Genomic DNA, 22,205 nt, shown 5'->3' on the forward strand with positions numbered 1-22,205 from the left:
GTAGCCGCCAGTCGACGCGGCCCTGGACGTCCCCGCAGATAGGGGGCTCATCAGGGCCGCGTCAAGTGTTTCGGGGCGCACATTAAGGCTTCATTGGTGTTTGACCGGTCGGTCACGCCCTGGTAACACCAATCAGTGACGCTGGTTGTACACCCCGTGCACCACTCACCAAAGCCGCCATTCCCGAGGGGGGACCTCCACCATGCAGGCCGCGCCCGTTCGCGCCACCGCCATCCCGTCGTTCACCACTGCACTGCGTGCCGTCGAGTCGCTGCTCATGAGCAGCGGTCAGCGCACCGCCCGCCGCAACGCCTGGACGTCCGTGCTGGAGGACCGCCGTCGCGCCAAGGACCGGGTCGAGGCACAGCGCGTCCTGGACCAGGTCACCACTCTCCGCCCCTGACCCCGTCGCCCCGCGCGCGGGGAACCGCGTATCGAACAGCGCGGGGCACTGCCGTCGTCGACGCTTCCCGGGCCACGTAGACTTCGTGGCATGGCGAGGAAGGACACGGCAGCGGATGCCGCAAACCCCGGGCGACTCAAGCAGATCGCTCTGACCTACAAGATGACCCGCAGGGCCGACAAGAAGATCGGTCTTGTACTCGCGGCTGTCGGAATCGTCACCTTCGGTGTCTTCCTCGCGATCGGTTTCTTGATCGGTCACCCCATCTATCTCGGCATTCTGGGCCTGCTGCTCGCCTTCCTCGCGTCGGCGATCGTGTTCGGGCGCCGGGCCGAGCGGGCGGCCTTCGGGCAGATGGAGGGCCAGCCGGGCGCCGCAGCGGCCGTGCTGGACAACATCGGCCGGGGCTGGACGACGACACCCGCGGTGGCGATGAACCGCAGCCAGGACGTGGTGCACCGGGCCGTCGGCAAGGCCGGCATCGTGCTGGTCGCCGAGGGCAACCCGAACCGGGTGAAGAGCCTGCTGGCCGCGGAGAAGAAGAAGATGAACCGCATCGTCGCGGACGTGCCGGTGCACGATCTGATCGTCGGCACCGATGAGGGCCAGGTCGGGCTGAAGAAGCTGCGGACCACCATGCTGAAGCTGCCCCGCGTGCTGACCGGTCCCCAGGTGACCGCAACCAACGACCGGCTGAAGGCCATGGGCGACCTGATGAGCAACATGCCGTTGCCCAAGGGCCCGATGCCCAAGGGCATGAAGCTGCCGAAGGGCGGGCCGAAAGCCCGTTGATCTCCCTCGCACGAGAAAGCTCGTACGACGAAGGGGGCGCCCGGTTCCTGCCGGGCGCCCCCTTCGTCGTACGCGTCGTCGTACGCGAGGAGTCGGTGTCAGATCCGGACCTCGACCGTGCCGGCCAGCCGGTCGTGCAGGCCGCGGCCGTCGCGGTCCCAGATCAGGGCCGGGATCGCGACGCACAGCAGGGCCGAGCGCAGCAGGGCGCGCAGCGGGTTGACCGTGCCCGTCTCCAGGGTGACGACGCGCAGGCCGAAGAGGCGCTTACCCGGAGTGAAGCCGACGGTGCCGACGGTCAGGGCGCTCATCAGGAAGAAGAGCAGCAGGGCCCAGTTGCTGGTCGCCTGGCCGTAGCCGTCGGTGATGAGACCGTATGCGATCAAGACGCAGAGGCCCCAGTCGACGGCGAGTGCGCCCAGCCGTCGGCCCGGGCGGGCGATGGAGCCCGGCCCCTCCTCCGGCAGGCCCAGCTGCTGTCCCCGGTATCCGAAGTCGACACCGGCGTCCTCGGCGGCCGCGCGGGGGCCCGAGAGCCAGGATCCGATTGCTTGCCTCTTGTCCACGCGTCCACGGTACTGGGCGCGTTTTGCGATACGGACAGGTGGGGTGCGGTACGGGATGTCCGGTTAACGTGGGTGAAACAAATGGGTCACGCCCGAGAAATCACCCGTCCCTAGGGTCGAAGACAGCGTGTGCCACCGCACTGGCCGCACGAACGAACTACCACCCCGGCGCGGACGGTCGGGAGTAGGAGGAGCTGGATGTTCCAGAACGCCGACGAGGCCAAGAAGTTCATCGCGGACGAGGACGTCAAGTTCGTCGACGTCCGATTCTGCGACCTGCCGGGCGTCATGCAGCACTTCACGGTGCCCGTCGAGGCGTTCGACCCGGACGAGGAGCTCGCCTTCGACGGATCGTCGATCCGTGGTTTCCAGGCGATTCACGAGTCCGACATGGCGCTGCGCGCGGACCTGTCGACCGCCCGGGTCGACCCGTTCCGCCGGGACAAGACCCTCAACATCAACTTCTTCATCCACGACCCGATCACCGGCGAGCAGTACAGCCGTGACCCGCGGAACGTGGCGAAGAAGGCCGAGGCCTACCTCGCCTCCACCGGGATCGCCGACACGGCGTACTTCGGTCCCGAGGCCGAGTTCTACGTCTTCGACAGCGTGCGTTTCGCCACCACGTCGAACGAGTCCTTCTACCACATCGACTCCGAGGCGGGTGCCTGGAACACCGGTGCCCTCGAGGACAACCGTGGTTACAAGGTCCGCTACAAGGGCGGCTACTTCCCGGTCCCGCCGGTCGACCACTTCGCCGACCTGCGTGCCGAGATCTCCCTGGAGCTGGACCGGGCCGGCCTGAAGGTCGAGCGCCAGCACCACGAGGTGGGCACCGCCGGCCAGGCCGAGATCAACTACAAGTTCAACACGCTGCTCGCGGCCGCCGACGACCTGCAGCTCTTCAAGTACATCGTGAAGAACGTGGCCTGGCGCAACGGCAAGACCGCGACCTTCATGCCGAAGCCGATCTTCGGCGACAACGGCTCGGGCATGCACGTCCACCAGTCGCTGTGGACCGGCGGCCAGCCGCTCTTCTACGACGAGGCCGGTTACGCGGGCCTGTCGGACACCGCCCGCTACTACATCGGCGGCATCCTCAAGCACGCCCCGTCGCTGCTGGCCTTCACCAACCCGACGGTGAACTCGTACCACCGCCTGGTGCCGGGCTTCGAGGCCCCGATCAACCTGGTGTACTCGCAGCGCAACCGCTCCGCCGCGATGCGTATCCCGATCACGGGCTCCAACCCGAAGGCCAAGCGCGTCGAGTTCCGTGCGCCCGACTCCTCCGGCAACCCGTACCTGGCCTTCTCGGCCCTGCTCCTCGCGGGCCTGGACGGCATCAAGAACAAGATCGAGCCGGCCGAGCCGATCGACAAGGACCTCTACGAGCTGGCTCCCGAGGAGCACGCGGGCGTCGCCCAGGTCCCGACCTCGCTCCCGGCCGTCCTCGACTCCCTCGAGGCCGACCACGAGTTCCTCCTCCAGGGCGACGTCTTCACGCCGGACCTGATCGAGACGTGGATCGACTACAAGCGCGCGAACGAGATCGCCCCGCTGCAGCTGCGTCCGCACCCGCACGAGTTCGAGCTCTACTTCGACGTGTGATCCTCGGATTCCGCATCGAAGGCCGCCGTCCCGCACCGGGGCGGCGGCCTTCGCTGTGCGGGCGCTAGTCGGCGGACGGCTCAGGGACGCGCCAGACGATACGGAAGCGGCGGTCCGGGGGCAGTCCGAATCTGCCCACCGGGCCGATCGACTTGATCAGGTAGCCGAAGATCTGGTGGTGGGCGTCCTCCGACAGCTCGTGCCAGTTCTCCGGGGTCGCGGTCATGACTTCCCGCATCAAGGAGGCGTCCGACTCCGCGCGCAGCATCTCGATGCGGTCCTCGCGGTCCATGGTCCGGTCGGCGTGCATGGCGCTGACCGAACGCTGCAGGAGGTTCGGTTCCACCGCCAGGCGCTGGAGGATGCGGTCGCAGCCATACCGGAACGCGGTGTGCATCTCCATCGCCTCCTGGTTCGGGAACCGGTAGCCGAAGGGGCTGCCTTCGTCGGCACCGAGGTAGTCGCCCTTCAGGGTGCGCAGAAGGGCCCGCAGGGCGAGTTCGGCACCGTACTCCTCGATGAGGCGGACACCGACCTGCACCCACTCGTCCTCCGAGATCTGCGGCTCGTGCGGCACGGCCAGCGAGGGGTCGATCTGGATGGCGTTGAACGGGTTGATCATCATGGCCAGCACCGACTCGGCGTCCAGCTGCCCGTCGTCCGTGCCCCAGCCCTGTGACAGGGCCAGTTCCCGAGCCGTCTTCATGCCACCAGGCTCTCCCTCCCGCACCGCGCGCCACAGGGGCAGGAAGCGTGCCACCTCGGCCGTCGGCTCCCGGGGCGGGTTGACGCAGGCCGCGGCGAGCACCGCGACGATCGACTGCACGGTCTCCCAGCGCGGGACGTTCAGTCCCTTGAGGGTCGTACGGACCCCCTCATGGCTGACGACGGCCGGATGATCGCCCTCGGCGATCAGGGCGCTCACCTTTCGCATGCCCGGGCTGCCCGCCGCCCGGTGGAGTTCCTCCAGGGCGCGTACCAGCTCCCGATGGGCTTCGTTCGGGGGGAGGACGGTGTCGGTCACGGAAGGGCGGTTCCTCTCGGCCTTGCGGACTACGGTTCCAAACGACCGTCAGATCGTGCCAAGAGTGTAGAAGTCGCAGACAGGCGGCCTGGTGTCAGATTGCGTCAACTTCCCCGTCACAGACGTCAGACGACGACAAGCCTTCGTGAAGGGACCGGAGCATGGAGCCAGCGCCGTGCGGGACCCGGCGCCGTCCTACGAGGAGTTGCCCGTCCATGCACATCCCCGAGTACGCCCATGCCCTGATCCAGTCCGCGCTGCCTTCCGTTCCCACCTCCCGGCAGGTGGGGGCCGTGGACTGCTGCCTGTGCGACCGGCCGTTCGAGGACCGGCTGCCGGTGGCGCTCGGCCCGACGCCCGAATCGGGGCTCTTCGGCTGCCATCCCTGTCTGCGCCGGCTGGTCACCCAGGCTCGACGGGCCCGCGACGCCGCGCTGACCCAGGACGCCGAGCAGGCCCTTGCGCAAGCGGCGGTCTGGCGGCCGGCGCGGGAGCGGCATCTCGCCCGGCTCGACCGTGTGCGGCAGGCCGCGGAGGCCGTGGCCGAACTGGCCGCCGGCGACCGGACCGAGCCGCTTCAGGTCGCCTGGCTGCTGGTCTCGCTGGAGTCGGCGTACACCTGGATCCCGGACGCGCCCGAGCCGCCCGCCACCGCGGCCGAGGAGGCCACCGAGCTGAAGGAGGAGGGGTTCCGGCTCGACCTGGCCATGATCACGGCGCGGGAGGCGGTGGCCGATCGGCTCGTCTATCACCTGATCAACGAGGCGCAGCCCCCGGAACCCGAGATGTGCGAGGAGTTCGAATGCCCGCAGGACTGCTCGGGACGCCATGACTCCACCCACATCGACTGCGGGCCGGACGAGGTCTTCGAGGATCTGCTACGGCACGGGGTCACGGTGCAGCGGCCGGAGCCCGAACCCCCGTCCCCTCGCCTCATGGCTCTTCTGGAGGGCGCCGGGACCGAGGAGAAGCCCACGCCGCTTCCGGGCATCGAGGAAGGGGCTCCCGCCGTCCTCGCGCACCTCGGCATCGACACGGACGACACGGACGTCCTGGTGAGCGCGGCGGCGGTCGGTCTGGTGGCCGACGCATGGCGCGAGGGGCCCCTGGACCGGATCCACGCGGCCGACGACGGGCCGAGCGACGGGGAGATCTTCGCGCAGAGCGTCGATCTGTACCGCTGGGCCCGTGCCGCTCTGCTGGCCGCGCGGGACGAGGGGCCCGAGGAACTGCTCGCTTTCGTGGCCATCGCCTCGGACCTGGATCTTCCGTGGGCCGGCGGCTCACCCTTCACCCTGCGGGCGGTGTCCGCGCCCGTGGCCGAGCTCGTCCAGCAGATCGACGACCGGGTCTGGTTCACCACGGAGGTGATACGGGGGCAGGGCTGGCGAGCGGCACTGCTGCACAGGGCTCTGTCGGCCGCGTCCCGGGCCCCCCGCCATTTCGGAATGCCGAGCTGGCCTGACACCGTGCGCACGGTGATGGAGCGACTCGCCCTGCTGGACCGGTCGGATGCGCCCGAGGCGCTGGCCGACCTCACGGCCGTGCAGGCCGCGCTGCTCGAGGCACCCGACGAACTCGGGGCGCAGGCCCTCGACTGGATCTCCCGTCAGGCGCTGCTCGAGTAACGCGCACGGGTTCTGTTCTTCGACGCGTCCGACTCACGCGGGGTCGGCGGGCGGCATTCTCCTACGGGCCCCGGCACCCGAGGACGCTGCACATGGGTGTGGTTCGCCAGGAGGGCGACCGGAGGTGCCGCCGGGGGCGCGGGGGGATCGAGATGCCTGCACGTACCGTCACAACCCTGGGGGGCGCGCTGTGAAGTGGGACGACGTGGCCCTGGTGATCCTCGCCGCGTCCGGCTGCCTCACGCTGCTGCTGACCCAGGTCAGCGAGGTGCTGTCCCGGCTGCCGCAGATCATCCGCGCGTGGCGGCGGGTACGCGACGAACTGAGCGGGGGCACCGGTCCGGGCCCTGAGGAGCCGTCCGGGCCCGGAGGGGGTCAGGACGAAGCCTGATCCCGTCGTACCGACCGGTGGGGCGCGGGCGTATGTTCTATTCTTCTGTCGCTGAGACGACACGGGGGTGGATGGGATGCCGGAGCACGAACAGGACGACCAGGAGCGCGAGTTCGACATCAGGTGGGCGGACCAGGCCGAGCACAAGGAGCCCTCGGCCCGGGCCCGGATGCTCGCCGCGCGGTGGAAGGAGAACCCGCCCGGTCCGGTGCCGTTCCGGGCCGACCCCGAGCATGTGGCACGGCAGCATCGCCGCTCGGGCTGGGTCTCCACGGCGATCGTCCTCGGCTGCGTCGCCGCGGTGATCGTCCTGCTGGGCTACATCAACTTCCGCACCTACTGAGCCGGGGTCTTTGCTGGCCCTAGGGCCGATCACGACCCGTTCATGGGGGTCACCGGGTGCACACTGGGCAGTGGGACGAGTGCCTGAGTGCGCGCGGGGTGATGCGAGATGCAGAGCCGGTTCCGGAGTGATCGGCGGTTGACCGCCCGGATGGGGATCACTCTGTTTTTGCTCGGGTTGTTGTACGTGGCGTTCATAGCCGCGTTGATCGTGTTGCTGAAGTCCTGGGTGCTCGTCGTGGTCGTGGCGGCGGGGCTGCTCGGGGCTCAGTACTGGTTCTCGGACCGGGTCGCGCTGTTCGCGATGCGCGGGCGGGTCGTGGAGCGGGAGGAGTATCCCGAGCTGCACGGGGTCGTGGACCGGCTGTGCGCCCTCGCCGACATGCCGAAGCCGGTGGTCGCCGTGTCGGAGATGGAGATGCCGAACGCGTTCGCCACCGGGCGCAATCCCGATCATGCCGTGGTCTGTGTGACCACCGGGCTGCTGCGGCGGCTGCAGCCGGACGAGCTGGAGGGTGTGCTCGCGCACGAGCTGTCGCATGTGGCGCACAAGGACGTCGCCGTGATCACGGTGGCCTCGTTCCTCGGGGTGATCGCGGGGCTGATCGTGCGGTTCGCGTTCTACAGCCAGCTGTTCGGTGGCGGGCGGCGGGACCAGAACACCGCCGTCGTCTTCGCCGCCGTACTGGGCGTGGCGGCGGCCGTGTACGCGATCAGCTTCCTGTTGATCCGGGCCCTGTCCCGGTACCGGGAGCTGGCCGCCGACCGGGCCGCGGCGCTGCTCACCGGGCGTCCCTCGGTGCTGGCCTCCGCGCTCACCAAGGTCTCCGGCGACATCGCCCGGATCCCGACCAAGGACCTGCGGACGGCGCAGGCCTTCAACGCCTTCTACTTCACTCCGGCGCTGGGCCGGGAGCCGAGCGTCGCGCAGCTCTTCTCGACCCACCCGAGCCTGGAGCAGCGGCTCGATCAACTGGGCCGGATCTCCGCCGAGTTGGGCGAGACGACGGCTCCCGGAGGGGCGTGAGATGGGGCTGCTGGACATCCTGCTCGGCCGTACGAAGCCGGTCGTACCCGATCTCGACCAGCTCTTCGCGCTGCCGTCGGCGGCGGTGACGCTGGAGGCGGCGGCCGGATTCCGGCCGACCGGGAGCGGGGCGGTGTGCTTCGCCCCGGTCGAGGGCGCGGTCTTCGAGCAGATACACCGCGAGGTCCAGGCGCTGCTCGACGCGGACGCCGAGCGCGAGGGCCGGCCGGTGGAGCTGACGCGGGACGGCTACGGCTACTCGTGGCTGGTCTCCCGGCGCAAGCCCGACCAGTTGCCGGAGCTGGTCAACGACCTGCACGCCGTGAACAGCGCGATGGAGGTCAACGGCTTCGGGCCGCAGCTGCTGTGCTCGCTGGCCGGGTTCGAGGACGACGAGGGCAGGCGGCTCGCCCTCGTCTACCTCTACAAGCGCGGCACCTTCTATCCCTTCGCGCCGCTGCCCGGTCGGGCGGAGCGGCGCGACAACCCGCTGGAGCTGCGGGTGAAGGCGACGCTCGCGAACGACCTGAGGATCGAGCAGGACCTGAACCGCTGGTTCCCGGTGTGGGGTGCCCCCGGCCTGTGACCGGGGGCCCCTCGGGCTACCAGCCGAGCTGGTCTCACTTGCTCTTCTCACCCTCCTGACGACGGGCCTCGAGGGGACGCTCGCGGCGGTAGCGGCGCTCCCACTTGGCCTGCATGTCCCGGCGGTCGCGGTAGGAGCGGTAGTCCGCGGGCATGGATCCTCCCGACGAGGACCCTCCCCCGCCGCCGGCGCCCCCGGCCCCGCCGCTCGACGCGGAGGAGCTGCGGCCGTACTGCAGGTAGAGGAAGAGCACGGCGACGGCGGCGAGCCAGTAGACGTGGTTTCCGAATCCTAGGATCACCAGGACGACAGTCCCGGACATGACGATGGTGCCCATCACGGGCCTCCGTGAGCGTGGATCGATTCTGGATCGTGAGCGGTGACCTATGTCCCGACGGGGCGCTGGGGGAAGGGCGACCGTCCGTCGGTGCGTAGAGAGTAGCCCCGAGCCCGCAGGGTGACGCCTGCCCTGCGGAAAGCGGCGTGAACAGCTCCGTTACGCGTGTCCAGCGTAGGGATCCGGTCACCGGGCGTGCATCTCCTTTTCCCGGTTGCCGGAGTGGTACGGCTGACGGCGTCAGACCCCGGGCTCGGCCCTGACCACGCCGGCCGCGACGGCCGCGCCCAGGATCGTGTGGTCGGCGGCGGTCCGGTCGGCGTAGGCCAGCGCGAAGTCGCGGACGGCGCGGTCGAAGGTGTCGGCGCTGCCGAGGTAGCCGGCGATGGCGATACGGTCGCCGGAGCGGGCGTGGGCCCGGGCCAGGGCGGTGCCGCAGAGGCGGGCGTAGGACAGAAGGTCGTCCGGGCTCATCCCGGCGACGTCCGCGGAGCTCTTCATGTCGCGCAGCTGACGCCAGTAGAAGGCGCGTCCCTGCGGGCCGGACATCCAGCCGAGGAAGATGTCGCTCGCGGCCTGCAACAGGCGCTGACCTACGACGACGCGATGGCCGGGGTGGACGTACGGCCCACTCGGCAGATGCTCCTCCAGTACGGACCGGCGTGCCTCCTTGAGCTGCAGGAACAGCGGGTCGTCGGTGTCGCGCCCGGCGAGCAGCACGATGAAGCAGCGCAGGCCGACACTGCCCACGCCGACGACCTTGCGAGCGGCGTCGACGAAGCGGTAGCGGTCCAGGAGCAGGCGGCGCTCCTCGGCGAGGGTCGAGCGGTAGTCGCTGAAGATCTTGCGCAGGGAGGCCATGTCGGAGGTGCCCGCGGGTTCGAGGAGCGGCGGGTCGTGGATGATCCGCCGACGCCCGTCGACGACGTCGGTGAGCTTGCCGTAGGCCTGCAGGCTGGTGCGGCGGCGGGCGCGGCCGAGGCTGGATTCGACGCGGCGGCGGTGGCGGGCGGAGCGGGCCAGGGACAGGAGCTGCTCGGCGTCGATGCGCGCGTACCAGACGTCGAGCTCGCCGAGCCGGGCGAGGCGCCGGACGGCGGTGCGGTACGCGGTCACGGTCTCCAGGGCCGCACGGCCGACCTTGGCCTCCGGGTGGCCGTTCTCGCGGGCGGCCACGGCGACCGAGGCGGCGAGGCGTTTGACGTCCCACTCGAAGGGGCCGGGGAACGTCTCGTCGAAGTCGTTCAGGTCGAAGAGCAGGGCGCGTTCCGGGGAGGCGTACAGCCCGAAGTTGAGCAGGTGGGCGTCGCCGCACAGCTGCACGGTGAGGCCGGTGTGCGGGACGGCGGCGAGGTCGGCGGCCATCACGGCGGCCGCGCCGCGCAGGAAGGCCAACGGGGACCCGGCCATCCGGCCGTACCTGATCGGCAGCAGCTCGGGCAGCCGGTCGCGGCCCTGGCGTTCCAGTACGGCGACGGGGTCGGGGCGGTCCGCGGAGGGGATCCAGGCGGCGTGCGCGGAGCGGGGGACCTGTTTGCGGGCGGCTTTGCCGCGCAGGGCCCGGTCGGCGGGGGTGGTGGGGGTCGTCATGGGGAGACGGTTCTGTGTACGGCCACCCCGTACACCGGCCGTCGTATGCCGTGCCCGCCCATCGCACCTCCCGCTGCCACGCCCGCCCGGGACGGAGGCCGTCACCTCCTGATCGCAGTGAAGGCGGGGCGGGGGGCGGGCGCATGCCGGGTACGGCGATCGGGTGACGGGGCGGTCGGTCGGGCAACGGCCGTCGGGCGGCGGAGGCCGTTGTCAGTGGCGTCGGGGAGGATGCGGTCACGGACGAGGTGACGGTGTGACGGCGTGACGGGTGGAGGCCGGGATGGGTGACGGGCTGCGGTACATCGGGGTGGCGGAGCGCCGGGCCCGGCTGGGGTTGCGGCATCGGCTGGCCGGGGCCGCTCGGGCGGCAGGGCCGGTCGAGGTCGCCGAGTCGCTGGTCGCGCTGCACGGCACCGATCCGGCGACCGTGTACCTGGCCGTGGGCGCGCGGCTGGCGGAGCCCGCGAAGACCGTCGCGCGGACCGAGCGGGCGTTGTACGAGGACCGGGCGCTGGTCCGGATGCACGGCATGCGGCACACCGTGTTCGTGTTCCCCACCGACCTGACGGCCGTCGTGCACGCCTCGACCGGCCTCGCTGTCGCCGCCCGGGAGCGAGCCACGCTGGTCAAGCACATGGCGACGGCGGGGGCGCCGGACGCGGCCTGGCTGGCGGAGGTCGAGGAGTCGACGCTGGCCGCGCTGGCCCGGCGCGGGCAGGCGACGGCGGCCGAACTCGCCGAGGACGAGCCGCGGTTGCGCGAGCGGTTCGTGTACGGGGCCGGCAAGAGCTACGAGGGGGTACACGCCGTCTCGACGCGGCTGCTGCGGGTGCTGGGCGTCGAGGGAAAGGTGGTGCGGGGGCGGCCGCTGGGCTCCTGGACGTCCTCGCAGTTCCGGTGGGCGGTGGCACCCGACCATCCCGAGCTGGACGTTTCCGGGGCGCAGGCGGAACTGCTGCGGCGCTGGCTCGCGGTGTGCGGGCCGGCGACGGAGACCGACCTCAAGTGGTGGACCGGGTGGAAGGTGACCGAAGTACGCCGGGCGCTGGCGGCGATCGGGGCGCAGGCCGTCTCCCTCGACGAGGGGACGGGGTACGTCGTCGACGGCGACGTCGGTCCGGTGGCCGGGCCCGAGGAGCCGTGGGCGGCGCTGCTGCCCGCCCTCGACCCCACGGCGATGGGGTGGCAACGGCGGGAGTGGTATCTGGCGCCGGAGCTGTGGCCGTCGCTGTTCGACCGCAGCGGCAATGTGGGGCCGACGGTGTGGTGGAACGGGCGTGTGGTGGGCGGCTGGGCCCAGCGCGGGGACGGGGAGATCGTCTGGCGGTCGCTGGAGGACCTGGGGGGCGTGGAGCGGCGGGCGGTTCAGGCCGCGGTCGCCGTGGAGGCGGAGCGGTTGCGGGGGTGGGTGGGGGCGGCTCGGGTGACGCCTCGGTTTCGGACGCCGTTGGAGCGGGAGTTGTCGGCGTAGGGGGCACAGGTGGGGGGTGGGGGCCGGGGCGGTGCCGGGTGCCCGCACTTGGCAGAGCAGTGCCGGGTGCCCTCGGTCAGTGGGGGCACCCGGCCTCGCGGCTTACCTCGAGTACCTCATGAACGCCCGCACCATGTGGCACGTCGTGTCCGACGGCGGGTGCACGCCGATCGTCTCCGCGGTGCTTCGGATCGTGTCGTTGCGGGCCTGGTTGGGCATGAAGACGCCCGAGTCGAGCAGGGCGATCGCCAGGCGCATGGCCTTGAGGCGGCGGTTGTGGCTGACGTACCACTCGCGCGGACGGCCCGGCGGCAGCGGCCGCTTCTCCAAGGGCGCGTACGGCAGGTCGAGCAGCACCGGGTGCTGCGCGGTGGACTGGGTGGGCAGCGGCTTGCGGGTCGGCTTCGGCTTCAGTGCGGCAGCGGGCACAGGCATCCTCCTGTCGCGGTAGAGCGCCGGTCGGGTTCCCCGGCGACGCTCTCGAACACTGGTTACAGTTTACTGCCCGGCACTGACAATCCGAGGGTCCCGGACGTCCGTGAAATACCCTGGTCAGCAACGAAATTGTCACTGTGTCACGCCGGTGTCGCGAGGTGCGGCTGAGGCGCCGGAAAATTCGAACACAGGGCGCTTGGCGGACGACTGGAGCCCGGTCGACGGAGGCTGACGCTCCGGTCGGGATACCGTGAGCGGCATGGAGATCTGGATCAATCCGGCCTGTTCCAAGTGCCGTAGCGCCCTCACGCTGCTCGACGCCGAGGGGGCGGACTACACCGTCCGCCGCTATCTGGACGACGTGCCGACCGCGGACGAGATCCGGGACGTCCTCGACCGGCTCGGGCTCGAGCCCTGGGACATCACCCGGGCCCAGGAGGCCGCCGCCAAGGAGCTCGGGGTCAAGGAGTGGGCCCGGGACGCGGGTTCGCGGGAGCGGTGGATCACGGCCCTGGCCGAGCACCCCAAGCTGATCCAGCGGCCGATCATCACCGCGGACGACGGTACGGCCGTTGTCGCGCGGACCGAAGAGGCCGTGCGCGATGCCCTGTCCCGGGAGAGCTGAAGGCCTCCCCTGCTGAGCTTTGTGTGACGCAGGTTACGTCAGTGACTGCTGTAACTGCTGAGTAACCTCGTTCGGTATCTCGTACATAGCGGCGTACGCTCCCCTACCTCTCAGGAGGCGCGCATGTCGCGTAGGAGAACTCTCGGCACGAAGAAGAAGCTCGTACTGTTGGTGAGTGCGGCGGCGGTGGCCGGAGGCGGCGCCTTCGTCATGGCGAGCACCTCGAACGCCTCGCAGAGTCCCCGGACCCTGTCGGCCGCGGACTCCAACGTCTGCCAAGGTCTCGCCACCGCTCTCGGCAACAACCAGAAGTTCATCGACGGCCAACGGGCCGATCCGGACGCGCAGTCCGAGGCCCGGATCGCCAACCGCGAGGCCGTCATCGCGCAGATCAAGGTTCAGCAGCAAGCGTCCGGATGTGCGGTTGGGGAGTCGGCTCAGGACTCCCAGACTTCGCAGCCGGCGCAGACCGCTCCCGCGGAGGCCGGCGACACGGGGGGCGTCGGCAACGCAGGGAACGCAGGGAATGCGGGGAACGCGGGGAACGCAGGCAACGCGGGAAACACCGGCGGCGATGCCGCGGCCTCGGGACAGCAGGTCTGCAACGGCTCGACCGTCACGCTCTCCGGTGAGGGCGGCGCCCCGGCGGCGTCCAGCAACCAGTTCCCGGCCGGTACGAAGCTGAAGGTCACCAACCTGGACAACGACAAGTCCACGACGGTGGAGGTCACTTCGGTCTCCGGCAGCTGCGTGCTGCTCAACAACGCCGCCTTCGAGCAGGTGCGTGAGCCCGGCAAGTTCCTGATCCGCCGCGCGGTGATCGAGAAGGTGGGGTGAGGCTCGGGTAACCACACCGTACGTGTCATGGGCCCTGCCGCTCGCGGCCACGAGCGGCAGGGCCTGCGGGCATGGGGGTCGCGGGCGTCGGGGTCACGGGCTTGGGGGTACGCGTCGGATGCCTGCGCGGCCCCGGTCGGGGTTCGCGTGGCGCCTGCGGTTCGGTGGGAGGCCGGGGCCGTACGCGACCGCGGGTGCGTGCGGCCTGGTGTCCATTCCCATCGCATACGAGTCACCCAACCGCCCGCCCTGCAGGGCTGGATGTCGCCCTGTCGACTTTGCCCCGCCGCTCACAGCGTGAAACGCGCCACACCACCACCAGGTAACACGGGGTTCACATTCGAGCAACGGGCGGGAAATCGCCTGTTGACAGGCTCGCGGGCATCAAGAGCGGCGCCTCAGTGCCGCAGCGCCGCAGCACCCGCAAGTGCGTCAGACACACCCCCGAAGGAAGTGGCCCGTGACCTTCAAGGCTGAGTACATCTGGATCGACGGCACCCAGCCGACCGCCAAGCTCCGTTCCAAGACGAAGATCATCACGGGCGAGCCCGTCGGTCTGGACGCGCTGCCGATCTGGGGCTTCGACGGGTCCTCCACGAACCAGGCCGAGGGCCACTCCTCGGACCGTGTCCTCAAGCCGGTCTTCACCTGCCCCGACCCGATCCGCGGCGGCGACGACATCCTCGTCCTGTGCGAGGTCCTCAACATCGACATGACGCCGCACGAGTCCAACACCCGTGCCGCGCTCACCGAGGTCTCCGAGAAGTTCGCCGCTCAGGAGCCGATCTTCGGCATCGAGCAGGAGTACACCTTCTTCCAGGACGGCTACCCGCTCGGCTTCCCCAAGGGCGGCTTCCCGGCCCCGCAGGGTGGCTACTACTGCGGTGTCGGCGCCGACGAGATCTTCGGCCGTGAGGTCGTCGAGGCCCACCTGGAGAACTGCCTCGCCGCCGGTCTCGCCATCTCCGGCATCAACGCCGAGGTCATGCCCGGCCAGTGGGAGTTCCAGGTCGGTCCGGTCTCCCCGCTGGAGGTCTCCGACCACCTGTGGGTCGCCCGCTGGCTGCTCTACCGCACCGCCGAGGACTTCGGCATCGCCGCGACGCTGGACCCGAAGCCGGTGAAGGGCGACTGGAACGGCGCCGGTGCGCACACCAACTTCTCCACGAAGGCGATGCGCGAGGGCTACGACGCGATCATCACTGCCTGCGAGTCGCTCGGCGAGGGCTCCAAGCCCCTCGACCACGTCAAGAACTACGGCGCCGGCATCGACGACCGTCTGACCGGTCTGCACGAGACCGCCCCGTGGAACGAGTACTCCTACGGTGTCTCCGACCGTGGCGCCTCGGTCCGTATCCCGTGGCAGGTCGAGAAGGACGGCAAGGGTTACATCGAGGACCGCCGTCCGAACGCCAACGTCGACCCGTACCTGGTGACCCGCCTGATCGTCGACACCTGCTGCTCCGCGCTGGAGAAGGCCGGCCAGGTCTGATCCACCCAGTAGCTCCCGAAGGGGGGGCCCACCGAGACGGTGGGCGCCCCCTTCGTGTTGGGTTGTCCACGCAGTGGGACGGCTCTCCGGGCAAAGCGATCAACGTCACGCCGTTGACCTGGGACAAACCACTGGAGGGACGAGACGAAGGGTCCCCTCCCGGGCCGGCGTCTGCTTCAATGGACGCATGGCCAGCTTCCAGAAGTACTCCGCGACAGGTCGCCATGACCTCGAGCCCTTCTGGCCTTCCCGTCAGCACGACGACTTCGACCGGGTGTGTTGCCGCGCGGTGAACGCGCGGGCCCTGTAAAGCCGTAACTTTCCCGGCCTTCGGCCAGCGCGAAACGACGTACGTCTCCCAACGGACTTCTCGATGGACTCCTCGACGGACTCCTCGCGCGAAAAGAGCTGACCTCTCATGGCGACCACTCGTTCTCTCTCCACCGCCACGCTCAACTCCCCCGCCCCGACCGCTTCACGGCACCATCTGCGCGCCGTGGACCGGGACGAGGTGATCGACGTCGCGAACCTCCTGCCGCCGGGCGCCACCTGGCTGCCCGCTCCCCAGCACTCCCTGCCCACGCTCCCGGGGCAGCCGCCGATGATCGGCTACCTGGTGCTCGTCCCGGCCGACCAGCAGCCGCCGGTTCCGCCCGTTCCGCCGGCCCACGCCGTCGACGGCGACGCGCTCGTCAGCGTCGACGCCGTGCGGCGCACCGCCGCAGTCGACGGGCGTGAACTCGACCTCACCTACCTGGAGTTCGAGCTGCTCGCCCACCTGGTGGCCAACCCGCATCGCGTACACACGCGCGACCAGCTGGTCACCACGGTGTGGGGGTACGGGCATGTGGGCGACGGCCGTACCGTCGACGTCCACATCGCCCGGCTGCGCCGCAAGCTGGGCGCCGAGCACCGGGACACCATCCGGACGGTGCGCAGGGTGGGGTACAAGTACGCGCCGCCCGCCGGACGCTGACCTGCCCGGGCGCTCCCTCGAAAGCCTTCTGCTGACGGCAGAGTCCTGTTCCGTCCCGTGCCCGCACCGGGCACAGTCGGCGGCATGAGACTTCTGGTGCTGGGTGGTACGGAGTTCGCCGGGCGGGCCGTCGTGGAGGCGGCCGTCGGGCGCGGCTGGGACGTGACCGTCCTCAACCGGGGGCGGCACGAGCCCCCGGCCGGGGTGCGGTTGCTGCGAGGCGACCGCACCGCGTCCGACGGGCTCGCCTCCCTCGCCGAGCACCCCGGCGAGTGGGACGCCGTCGTCGACACCTGGTCGTCGGCGCCCCGCGCGGTGCGGGACGCGGCGCGGCTGCTGCGGGGCCGCGCCGAACGCTATGTGTACGTGTCGAGCTGCTCGGTGTACGAGTGGGCCCCGCCCGCCGGGTACGGCGAGGACGCGCCGCTGGTCCAGGGTGCCGAAGCCGAGGCGGAGCACACCGATTACCTGCGGGACAAGCGGGGCGGCGAACTGGCCACCGTCGAGGAGTTCGGGGCGGATCGCTCGGTACTCGCGCGCGCCGGGCTGCTCCTCGGGCCGTACGAGAACGTCGGCCGGCTGCCGTGGTGGCTCGGTCGTATCGCGCGCGGCGGACCCGTCCTCGCGCCCGGGCCGCGGGATCTTCCCCTCCAGTACGCCGACGTCCGCGACCTCGCGGAGTGGATCCTGGGGGCAGTGGAGCAGGAGCTGAGCGGGCCGTACAACCTGATGAGCCCGCAAGGGCACGCCACCATGGGCGAGTTGCTCGATGCCTGCGTGACCACCGTCGGCGGGGACGCCGAACTGCGGTGGACCGAACCGGAAGTGATCCTGGACGCGGGCATCGAGCCGTGGACCCAGCTGCCGGTGTGGGTACCGCCGGGCAGCGACATGCATGACGCCCTGCACAGCGCGGACGTGTCCAGGGCCGTCGCGACCGGGCTGCGCTGCCGACCCGTCGCCGAGACCGTCGCCGACACCTGGCGGTGGCTGACGGACATCGGCGGTACGGCGCCCATGCGGCCGGACCGGACGTCGAAGGGGCTCGACCCGGAGGTGGAGGCGAAGGTGCTCGCGGCCGACGCGGGGGCGCGCGGCGGGGGTGTACCTGGCACCACCTCCTGATCCGGGGGCTCGGCCCCGTGACCCCCGTTGCGGCCTCCGCGAGACTGACGGCATGACCAACGACAACAAGAGCGGCCGTGGTTCGAGGGCACGGGGCATGGGGATCGCCGCGCTGCGGGGGCTGGCGTTGGCGCTGGTGTCCCTGCCGGGGGCCATCCTCTGCTTCGTCCTCTCCCTGGTGTCCATCGCGCTTATCCCGATCGGCGTCGGCCTCGTCACGACGCCGTATGTGCTGACCGGCGTGCGGACGTTCGCGAACTGGCGGCGGGTCCTCGCAGCCGAGTGGGGCGGGGTGCGGATCCCGTCGGCGTACCAGCCGCTGCCGGAGAACCCCAATCCTTGGACCCGCACCTTCGGGATGCTGCGCGACCCGGCGACCTGGCGGGATCTGCGGTGGCTGCCGGTCGACATGACGGCGGGGTTCCTCACCGCGCTACTGCCGGCCCTTCTGGTGTTCTACCCGCTGGAGGGATTCGCGTTGGCGGCTGGTCTGTGGCGGGTGATGTCGGATGGTGAGGGCGGCCCCTACTGGTATGCCTTCGTACCCGTCGACAGCCAGGCCACCGCGTTCGCCGCAGCAGCCCTGGGTGCCGTCTATCTGGTGATCGCCCACCGGTTCACCACCGCTCTACTCATCGCCCACTTCAGGCTCACCCGCGCCGTCCTCGGCTCCAACCAGGGCGAACTGGCTCAGCGTGTAAGGGTGTTGACGGAAACCCGGCAGGACGCCGTCGACACCTCCGCCGCCGAACTGCGCCGTATCGAACGCGACCTGCACGACGGGGCACAGGCTCGCCTGGTCGCGATGGGAATGGACCTGGGCACCGTCGAGATGCTGCTCGACAAGGACCCCGAGCAGGCCAAGCAGCTGCTCGCGCAGGCCCGCCGGTCGTCCGCCGACGCGCTCTCCGAGCTGCGCGACCTGGTGCGCGGCATCCACCCGCCCGTGCTCGCCGAGCGCGGACTGGGCGACGCCGTACGGGCGCTGGCGCTGCGGCTGCCGGTCGCGACCGAGGTGAACGTGGAGCTGCCCGGGCGTGCGGAGGCGCCCGTGGAGTCCGCGGCGTACTTCGCGGTCAGCGAGGTGCTCACCAACGCCGTCAAGCACGCGGGAGCCGAGCGGATCTGGATCGACCTGCACCATGTGAACGAAGGCGACGACATGCTGCGCATCACCGTCACCGACAACGGCAAGGGCGGCGCGGTGATCGGGGCCGGTTCGGGCCTCGCCGGAGTCGAGCGGCGACTGGGTACATTCGACGGCGTCCTGGCCGTCAGCAGTCCCGCGGGCGGTCCCACCATGGTCACCATGGAGATTCCTTGCGCGTTGTCCTAGCCGAAGACCTGTTCCTGCTGCGCGACGGGCTCGTCCGGCTCCTCCAGGCCTACGACTTCGAGATAGCCGCGGCGGTGGAGACCGGCCCCGAGCTGGCCCGGGCGCTGGCCGAGCTGGAGCCGGACGTCGCCGTCGTCGACGTACGCCTGCCGCCGACGCACACCGACGAGGGGCTGCAGTGCGCGCTTCAGGCCCGCCGCAGGAAGCCCGGGCTGCCGGTGCTGGTCCTCTCGCAGCACGTGGAGCAGTTGTACGCGCGGGAGTTGCTCGCGGACGGCAGCGGCGGGGTGGGGTATCTGCTGAAGGACCGGGTGTTCGACGCGGAGCAGTTCGTGGACGCCGTACGGCGGGTCGCGGCGGGCGGGACCGCGATGGACCCGCAGGTGATCCAGCAGCTGCTGACCCGGCGCGCGGCCGACGACCAGCCGCTGGCGCGGCTCACGCCCCGCGAGAGGGAGGTGCTGGAGCTGATGGCGCAGGGGCGGACGAACGCCGCGATCGCCGACCGGCTGGTCGTCACGGAACGGGCCATCGCCAAGCACACCGCCAATATCTTCGCCAAACTGGGTCTGGAGGTGTCGGACGACGACAACCGTCGCGTGCTGGCGGTTCTCGCGTATCTCGACCACGGCCGGTGAAAACGGACCCGGCGTGCACCCGCCGTGCGGGATCAACAACTCCCGGTGCTTATGCGGCTGTTGAGGACACAGCGTTCTCACGAATCTCTCAACAATTTCCGAGGCGACTGAACACCCCTGGGACGCCCTCCGTATGAATGGGAGCCGCTTCACTCCTGTCGGGCGCCTCGATGCCCCGAAAAAGGAAGTCAGAGGAGTTCCATGGGACGCAACATTCGAAAACGCCGTACGCCGCTGGCCACCAAGGCCATAGCCGCATCGGCGGCCCTAGCGCTCGGTGGGGGCGGGCTTGTCTGGGCCAACTTCTATGCTTCGGCGCACGAGGACAACTCTGGGTACAACCAGACGAAATCCGCGAACGCCCAGGTCGCCACGATCGACTGCCCGGACGTCGGCCAGCAGCTGAATGACGTGCCGGAGAAGGCGCGGGCGGGTGTCGCCAGGGAACTGGCGCTGCTCGACCAGCAGATCACGGAGGCCTACAAGCGTCTCGCGGACACGCGTCAGGCCCAGGCGGGGGACGCCGGCTTCGTCAACAACGCGATCCTCGGTCCGCTGAAGTCCAAGCGGACGGCCACGATCGACCGGATCGGCATCAACATCCGGCGCGTCGGAGGAACCGCGCCGGGTGGGATGGACCAGCTCGCCCAGTGCCAGGGTGTCCCGATCGAACAGCCGGAGACCAACGACGGCAACGCCGGCGACGGTCAGAACCAGGACGGCCAGGACCAGAACCAGGACGGCCAGAACCAGGACGGCCAGGACCAGAACCAGGACGGCCAGGACCAGAACCAGGGCGGTCAGGACGGTCAGCAGGGCAACGGCGGACAGGCCGGAAACGGCCCGTCGGCGGACGACTTCGTGGACATCACGCAGGTGCAGGCCAACGCCCAGCTGGGTGTGGGCGCGAACGGGCTCCCCGCGAACGGGGACTCCGGTTCGACGGGCAGCTTCACCACGAACTGCGGCACCAACGAGAACGAGAACCGCAACTCGGACAACGTGATCGTCGCCCCCGGTGTCTCCAACGGTGCGCAGCACCAGCACGACTACGTCGGCAACCAGGCCAACAACGCTTTCGCGAGCGACCAGGACCTGGCCAACGGTGACACCACCTGCCAGAACCAGGGTGACAAGTCGTCGTACTTCTGGCCGGTGCTGCGTGTGCAGGACGGTCAGAACGACATCGACGCGAACGCCCCCGGTGGCGGTCAGGACGGCAACGTCGGCACGATCATCCAGGCCAGCGAGGCACAGCTGAAGTTCGTCGGCAACAAGACGAGCGATGTCGTCGCGATGCCGACGGCCCTGCGCATCATCACCGGTGACGCCAAGTCCTTCGTCAACGGCAACAACAACGCCAACGCGAACTGGAGCTGCACCGGCTTCGAGGACAAGGTGCAGTTGCACGACAAGCTCCCGATCTGCCCCGAGGGCAGCTCGGTGGTCCGGACGAGCAACTTCCAGAGCTGCTGGGACGGCCAGAACATCGACAGCGCCAACCACCGCACCCACGTGGCATTCGTCCAGGGCGACGGCACCTGCGCCAACAATTTCAAGGCGATTCCCCAGCTCCAGGTGCGTCTGGTCTACGACGTTCCGGCCCCGACCATCCAGAACGGGCAGGTCCAGAACGCGTTCGCGGTGGACTCCTTCCCGGACCAGCTGCACAAGGCGATCACCGACCACAACGACTTCATCAACTTCTTCGACGAGAACGTGATGAACGAGATGGTCAACTGCATCAACAGCGGCCAGGACTGCCAATAGTCCTGATCCGGTAGGAACAGCAGAAAGCCGGCGGTGGGATTTCCCACCGCCGGCTTTCGCTTGCCTCTGAAGGCTTGCCCCTGAAGACTCGCCCCGGACCGAATCCGCGCCGTCAGCCGTGGTGGCCGCCACTGCTGTTGTGGCTGCCCCCGGGGTTCATGTGCTCGGAGCCTTCCTCCATGGTCCCGCCGAGCGTGCTCTGCAGCGCGTCGACCGTCTTCTCCTGGCCGACCGCGACCCACTTGCGGCCGACGAGGTAGTAGCCGCCGTAGTCCTTCGCACCGTTGAGCCATTCGCGCTGGCCGCGGTCGGTGGCGAAGGTCGCGAGGACGAACTTGCCGTCGGTGTTGTCGCAGATGGCCTGCCGGATCTCGTCGGCGTCCGTCTGCATGTTCGGCTTGCACTTCACCTCGGCGGCCAGCTTCTCCAGACTCCCGGTCGCCGTCCGCGGAACGGCCGCCTCGCTGTCCCCGCCGGATCCGCAGCCCGCCAGTGCCAGTACCGTCGCCGCGCCGGCCAGCGCGAGCCCGGGTCGGGTCAACCTCATGTGTTCCTCCGGTCCATGCCGCACAGAGCCCCGGCGGGGCCCTCGTCTCCCATACGGCTGTGGCAGGCGATGCGCTCAAATCCGAGGCTCTCACGGGCACGGGTGTGCGAGTGTGGGCCGGTGAACCAGGACTGGGAAGACCGCGTGACCGCGGCATGGGCAACGTTCGACACCTACCCCGAAGAGGAGGCGGCCGGCTTCCGCGCCGTCATCGACGCCCTCGTCGCCGAATTGCCCGACGACAGCCCGCTGGGCCCCTTCGAGCAGGCCTGCGCCTGGGACTCGACGGGCCACTCGGACCGGGCGGTGCCGCTGTACCGGGAGGCGCTGGCGCGCGGGCTCAGTGACGTGAGCGGCTACAAGGGGCGGCGGGCCAAGATCCAGCTGTCCAGTTCGCTCAGGAACACCGGGCAGGCCGAGGAGGGCGTCAAGCTGCTGACACCCGAGCTTGACGCGCCCTCCGACGAGCTGGACGACGCGGTACGGGCGACGCTGGCGCTGTGCCTGTCGAGCCTCGGGCGTGACCGCGAGGGGCTGTCCCTGGTGCTGGGCGCTCTCGCGCCGCATTTGCCGCGGTATCAGCGATCGATGGCGAATTACGCCCGAGCACTGCTGGAGTCGCAGGACTGAGCCGTCTCGGGACCACGCCCCGGGGT

General features: G+C 70.0%; 24 protein-coding genes. 18 read left to right on the forward strand and 6 right to left on the reverse strand.

Annotated elements, in window-relative coordinates; genetic code table 11:
- The first annotated feature begins 202 nt into the window (after positions 1-202).
- Positions 203-403: a hypothetical protein gene (locus tag AB5J49_RS13235; protein WP_369168808.1), complete on the forward strand. Its 201-nt coding sequence runs from the start codon at positions 203-205 to the stop codon at positions 401-403.
- Between the two features lie 90 nt (positions 404-493).
- On the forward strand, positions 494-1,195 hold the full coding sequence (locus AB5J49_RS13240) for a DUF4191 domain-containing protein (protein ID WP_369168809.1): 702 nt from the start codon (positions 494-496) through the stop codon (positions 1,193-1,195).
- Between the two features lie 98 nt (positions 1,196-1,293).
- Here AB5J49_RS13240 and AB5J49_RS13245 read toward each other — a convergent pair whose 3' ends face one another.
- The gene (locus tag AB5J49_RS13245; RefSeq protein ID WP_369168811.1) at positions 1,294-1,761 is read right to left on the reverse strand and encodes an RDD family protein; all 468 of its coding nucleotides are present in this window, start codon (positions 1,759-1,761) and stop codon (positions 1,294-1,296) included.
- A gap of 198 nt (positions 1,762-1,959) precedes the next feature.
- Here AB5J49_RS13245 and glnA point away from each other — a divergent pair, with 198 nt between their 5' ends.
- Positions 1,960-3,369 (forward strand): type I glutamate--ammonia ligase, encoded by a 1,410-nt coding sequence (gene glnA / locus AB5J49_RS13250; RefSeq protein ID WP_128437170.1) that lies wholly within the window; start codon positions 1,960-1,962, stop codon positions 3,367-3,369.
- A gap of 64 nt (positions 3,370-3,433) precedes the next feature.
- Here glnA and AB5J49_RS13255 read toward each other — a convergent pair whose 3' ends face one another.
- Positions 3,434-4,393, reverse strand: a complete 960-nt coding sequence (locus AB5J49_RS13255; RefSeq protein ID WP_369168812.1) for a hypothetical protein — start codon at positions 4,391-4,393, stop codon at positions 3,434-3,436.
- Between the two features lie 215 nt (positions 4,394-4,608).
- Here AB5J49_RS13255 and AB5J49_RS13260 point away from each other — a divergent pair, with 215 nt between their 5' ends.
- The 5 genes from AB5J49_RS13260 (at position 4,609) to AB5J49_RS13280 (ending at position 8,367) form a co-directional block, all read left to right on the forward strand.
- Entirely contained in the window at positions 4,609-6,021 is a 1,413-nt protein-coding gene (locus AB5J49_RS13260) for a hypothetical protein (RefSeq protein WP_369168813.1), read from the forward strand.
- Positions 6,022-6,211: 190 nt separating this feature from the next.
- Complete coding sequence (locus AB5J49_RS13265) at positions 6,212-6,412, forward strand: hypothetical protein (protein WP_369168814.1); 201 nt, start codon at positions 6,212-6,214, stop codon at positions 6,410-6,412.
- A gap of 76 nt (positions 6,413-6,488) precedes the next feature.
- Entirely contained in the window at positions 6,489-6,755 is a 267-nt protein-coding gene (locus AB5J49_RS13270) for a hypothetical protein (RefSeq protein WP_369168815.1), read from the forward strand.
- Between the two features lie 108 nt (positions 6,756-6,863).
- Positions 6,864-7,781, forward strand: a complete 918-nt coding sequence (gene htpX, locus AB5J49_RS13275; RefSeq protein ID WP_369168816.1) for a zinc metalloprotease HtpX — start codon at positions 6,864-6,866, stop codon at positions 7,779-7,781.
- Between the two features lies 1 nt (position 7,782).
- On the forward strand, positions 7,783-8,367 hold the full coding sequence (locus tag AB5J49_RS13280) for a hypothetical protein (protein WP_369168817.1): 585 nt from the start codon (positions 7,783-7,785) through the stop codon (positions 8,365-8,367).
- Between the two features lie 34 nt (positions 8,368-8,401).
- Here the strand turns inward: AB5J49_RS13280 and AB5J49_RS13285 are convergent, their stop codons facing one another.
- Together AB5J49_RS13285 and AB5J49_RS13290 are read right to left on the reverse strand one after the other, a co-directional pair.
- Positions 8,402-8,704, reverse strand: coding sequence for a hypothetical protein (locus tag AB5J49_RS13285; RefSeq protein ID WP_369168818.1), 303 nt, complete (start codon positions 8,702-8,704; stop codon positions 8,402-8,404).
- Between the two features lie 240 nt (positions 8,705-8,944).
- On the reverse strand, positions 8,945-10,294 hold the full coding sequence (locus tag AB5J49_RS13290) for a DUF2252 domain-containing protein (RefSeq protein ID WP_369168820.1): 1,350 nt from the start codon (positions 10,292-10,294) through the stop codon (positions 8,945-8,947).
- Positions 10,295-10,577: 283 nt separating this feature from the next.
- Between AB5J49_RS13290 and AB5J49_RS13295 the strand changes: the two genes are divergently transcribed.
- Positions 10,578-11,768: a winged helix DNA-binding domain-containing protein gene (locus tag AB5J49_RS13295; RefSeq protein WP_369168821.1), complete on the forward strand. Its 1,191-nt coding sequence runs from the start codon at positions 10,578-10,580 to the stop codon at positions 11,766-11,768.
- A gap of 102 nt (positions 11,769-11,870) precedes the next feature.
- Here AB5J49_RS13295 and AB5J49_RS13300 read toward each other — a convergent pair whose 3' ends face one another.
- On the reverse strand, positions 11,871-12,197 hold the full coding sequence (locus tag AB5J49_RS13300; RefSeq protein WP_369168822.1) for a hypothetical protein: 327 nt from the start codon (positions 12,195-12,197) through the stop codon (positions 11,871-11,873).
- A gap of 265 nt (positions 12,198-12,462) precedes the next feature.
- On the opposite strand from AB5J49_RS13300, the gene AB5J49_RS13305 reads away from it, so the two are divergent.
- The 8 genes from AB5J49_RS13305 to AB5J49_RS13340 all read left to right on the forward strand — a co-directional run bounded on the left by AB5J49_RS13305 (position 12,463) and on the right by AB5J49_RS13340 (position 21,002).
- On the forward strand, positions 12,463-12,828 hold the full coding sequence (locus AB5J49_RS13305; protein ID WP_369168823.1) for an arsenate reductase family protein: 366 nt from the start codon (positions 12,463-12,465) through the stop codon (positions 12,826-12,828).
- Between the two features lie 123 nt (positions 12,829-12,951).
- Complete coding sequence (locus AB5J49_RS13310) at positions 12,952-13,665, forward strand: hypothetical protein (RefSeq protein ID WP_369168824.1); 714 nt, start codon at positions 12,952-12,954, stop codon at positions 13,663-13,665.
- 460 nt (positions 13,666-14,125) lie between these two features.
- Entirely contained in the window at positions 14,126-15,157 is a 1,032-nt protein-coding gene (glnII, locus tag AB5J49_RS13315) for a glutamine synthetase (protein ID WP_369168825.1), read from the forward strand.
- 418 nt (positions 15,158-15,575) lie between these two features.
- The gene (locus AB5J49_RS13320) at positions 15,576-16,133 is read left to right on the forward strand and encodes a winged helix-turn-helix domain-containing protein (RefSeq protein ID WP_369168826.1); all 558 of its coding nucleotides are present in this window, start codon (positions 15,576-15,578) and stop codon (positions 16,131-16,133) included.
- An 84-nt stretch (positions 16,134-16,217) separates the two neighbouring features.
- On the forward strand, positions 16,218-17,258 hold the full coding sequence (locus AB5J49_RS13325) for an SDR family oxidoreductase (RefSeq protein ID WP_369168827.1): 1,041 nt from the start codon (positions 16,218-16,220) through the stop codon (positions 17,256-17,258).
- A 52-nt stretch (positions 17,259-17,310) separates the two neighbouring features.
- Positions 17,311-18,594, forward strand: a complete 1,284-nt coding sequence (locus AB5J49_RS13330; protein WP_369168828.1) for a sensor histidine kinase — start codon at positions 17,311-17,313, stop codon at positions 18,592-18,594.
- Positions 18,579-19,232, forward strand: coding sequence for a LuxR C-terminal-related transcriptional regulator (locus AB5J49_RS13335; RefSeq protein WP_369168829.1), 654 nt, complete (start codon positions 18,579-18,581; stop codon positions 19,230-19,232). Before AB5J49_RS13330 ends, AB5J49_RS13335 begins: the two co-directional genes overlap by 16 nt.
- Before the next feature lie 201 nt (positions 19,233-19,433).
- Positions 19,434-21,002, forward strand: coding sequence for a DUF1996 domain-containing protein (locus tag AB5J49_RS13340; protein ID WP_369168830.1), 1,569 nt, complete (start codon positions 19,434-19,436; stop codon positions 21,000-21,002).
- Between the two features lie 112 nt (positions 21,003-21,114).
- On the opposite strand, the gene AB5J49_RS13345 is transcribed toward AB5J49_RS13340, so the two are convergent.
- Positions 21,115-21,549 (reverse strand): hypothetical protein, encoded by a 435-nt coding sequence (locus AB5J49_RS13345; protein ID WP_369168831.1) that lies wholly within the window; start codon positions 21,547-21,549, stop codon positions 21,115-21,117.
- Positions 21,550-21,618: 69 nt separating this feature from the next.
- Here AB5J49_RS13345 and AB5J49_RS13350 point away from each other — a divergent pair, with 69 nt between their 5' ends.
- The gene (locus tag AB5J49_RS13350; protein WP_369175123.1) at positions 21,619-22,179 is read left to right on the forward strand and encodes a tetratricopeptide repeat protein; all 561 of its coding nucleotides are present in this window, start codon (positions 21,619-21,621) and stop codon (positions 22,177-22,179) included.
- Positions 22,180-22,205 lie beyond the last annotated feature (26 nt).

Source organism: Streptomyces sp. R28 (assembly GCF_041052385.1).
Taxonomy (GTDB): Bacteria; Actinomycetota; Actinomycetes; order Streptomycetales; family Streptomycetaceae; genus Streptomyces.

Bases quoted from the DNA above. Each gene is read 5' to 3' on its own strand.
- AB5J49_RS13305 (WP_369168823.1), top strand. From the start codon at position 12,463: ATGGAGATCTGGATCAATCCGGCCTGTTCCAAGTGCCGTAGCGCCCTC.
- AB5J49_RS13235 (WP_369168808.1), top strand. From the start codon at position 203: ATGCAGGCCGCGCCCGTTCGCGCCACCGCCATCCCGTCGTTCACCACT.
- AB5J49_RS13260 (WP_369168813.1), top strand. From the start codon at position 4,609: ATGCACATCCCCGAGTACGCCCATGCCCTGATCCAGTCCGCGCTGCCT.
- AB5J49_RS13240 (WP_369168809.1), top strand. From the start codon at position 494: ATGGCGAGGAAGGACACGGCAGCGGATGCCGCAAACCCCGGGCGACTC.
- AB5J49_RS13320 (WP_369168826.1), top strand. From the start codon at position 15,576: ATGGCGACCACTCGTTCTCTCTCCACCGCCACGCTCAACTCCCCCGCC.
- AB5J49_RS13270 (WP_369168815.1), top strand. From the start codon at position 6,489: ATGCCGGAGCACGAACAGGACGACCAGGAGCGCGAGTTCGACATCAGG.
- AB5J49_RS13280 (WP_369168817.1), top strand. From the start codon at position 7,783: ATGGGGCTGCTGGACATCCTGCTCGGCCGTACGAAGCCGGTCGTACCC.
- AB5J49_RS13345 (WP_369168831.1), bottom strand. From the start codon at position 21,549: ATGAGGTTGACCCGACCCGGGCTCGCGCTGGCCGGCGCGGCGACGGTA.
- htpX (WP_369168816.1), top strand. From the start codon at position 6,864: ATGCAGAGCCGGTTCCGGAGTGATCGGCGGTTGACCGCCCGGATGGGG.
- AB5J49_RS13290 (WP_369168820.1), bottom strand. From the start codon at position 10,294: ATGACGACCCCCACCACCCCCGCCGACCGGGCCCTGCGCGGCAAAGCC.
- AB5J49_RS13285 (WP_369168818.1), bottom strand. From the start codon at position 8,704: ATGGGCACCATCGTCATGTCCGGGACTGTCGTCCTGGTGATCCTAGGA.
- AB5J49_RS13350 (WP_369175123.1), top strand. From the start codon at position 21,619: ATGCGCTCAAATCCGAGGCTCTCACGGGCACGGGTGTGCGAGTGTGGG.
- AB5J49_RS13325 (WP_369168827.1), top strand. From the start codon at position 16,218: ATGAGACTTCTGGTGCTGGGTGGTACGGAGTTCGCCGGGCGGGCCGTC.
- glnA (WP_128437170.1), top strand. From the start codon at position 1,960: ATGTTCCAGAACGCCGACGAGGCCAAGAAGTTCATCGCGGACGAGGAC.
- AB5J49_RS13330 (WP_369168828.1), top strand. From the start codon at position 17,311: ATGACCAACGACAACAAGAGCGGCCGTGGTTCGAGGGCACGGGGCATG.
- AB5J49_RS13340 (WP_369168830.1), top strand. From the start codon at position 19,434: ATGGGACGCAACATTCGAAAACGCCGTACGCCGCTGGCCACCAAGGCC.
- AB5J49_RS13295 (WP_369168821.1), top strand. From the start codon at position 10,578: ATGGGTGACGGGCTGCGGTACATCGGGGTGGCGGAGCGCCGGGCCCGG.
- AB5J49_RS13310 (WP_369168824.1), top strand. From the start codon at position 12,952: ATGTCGCGTAGGAGAACTCTCGGCACGAAGAAGAAGCTCGTACTGTTG.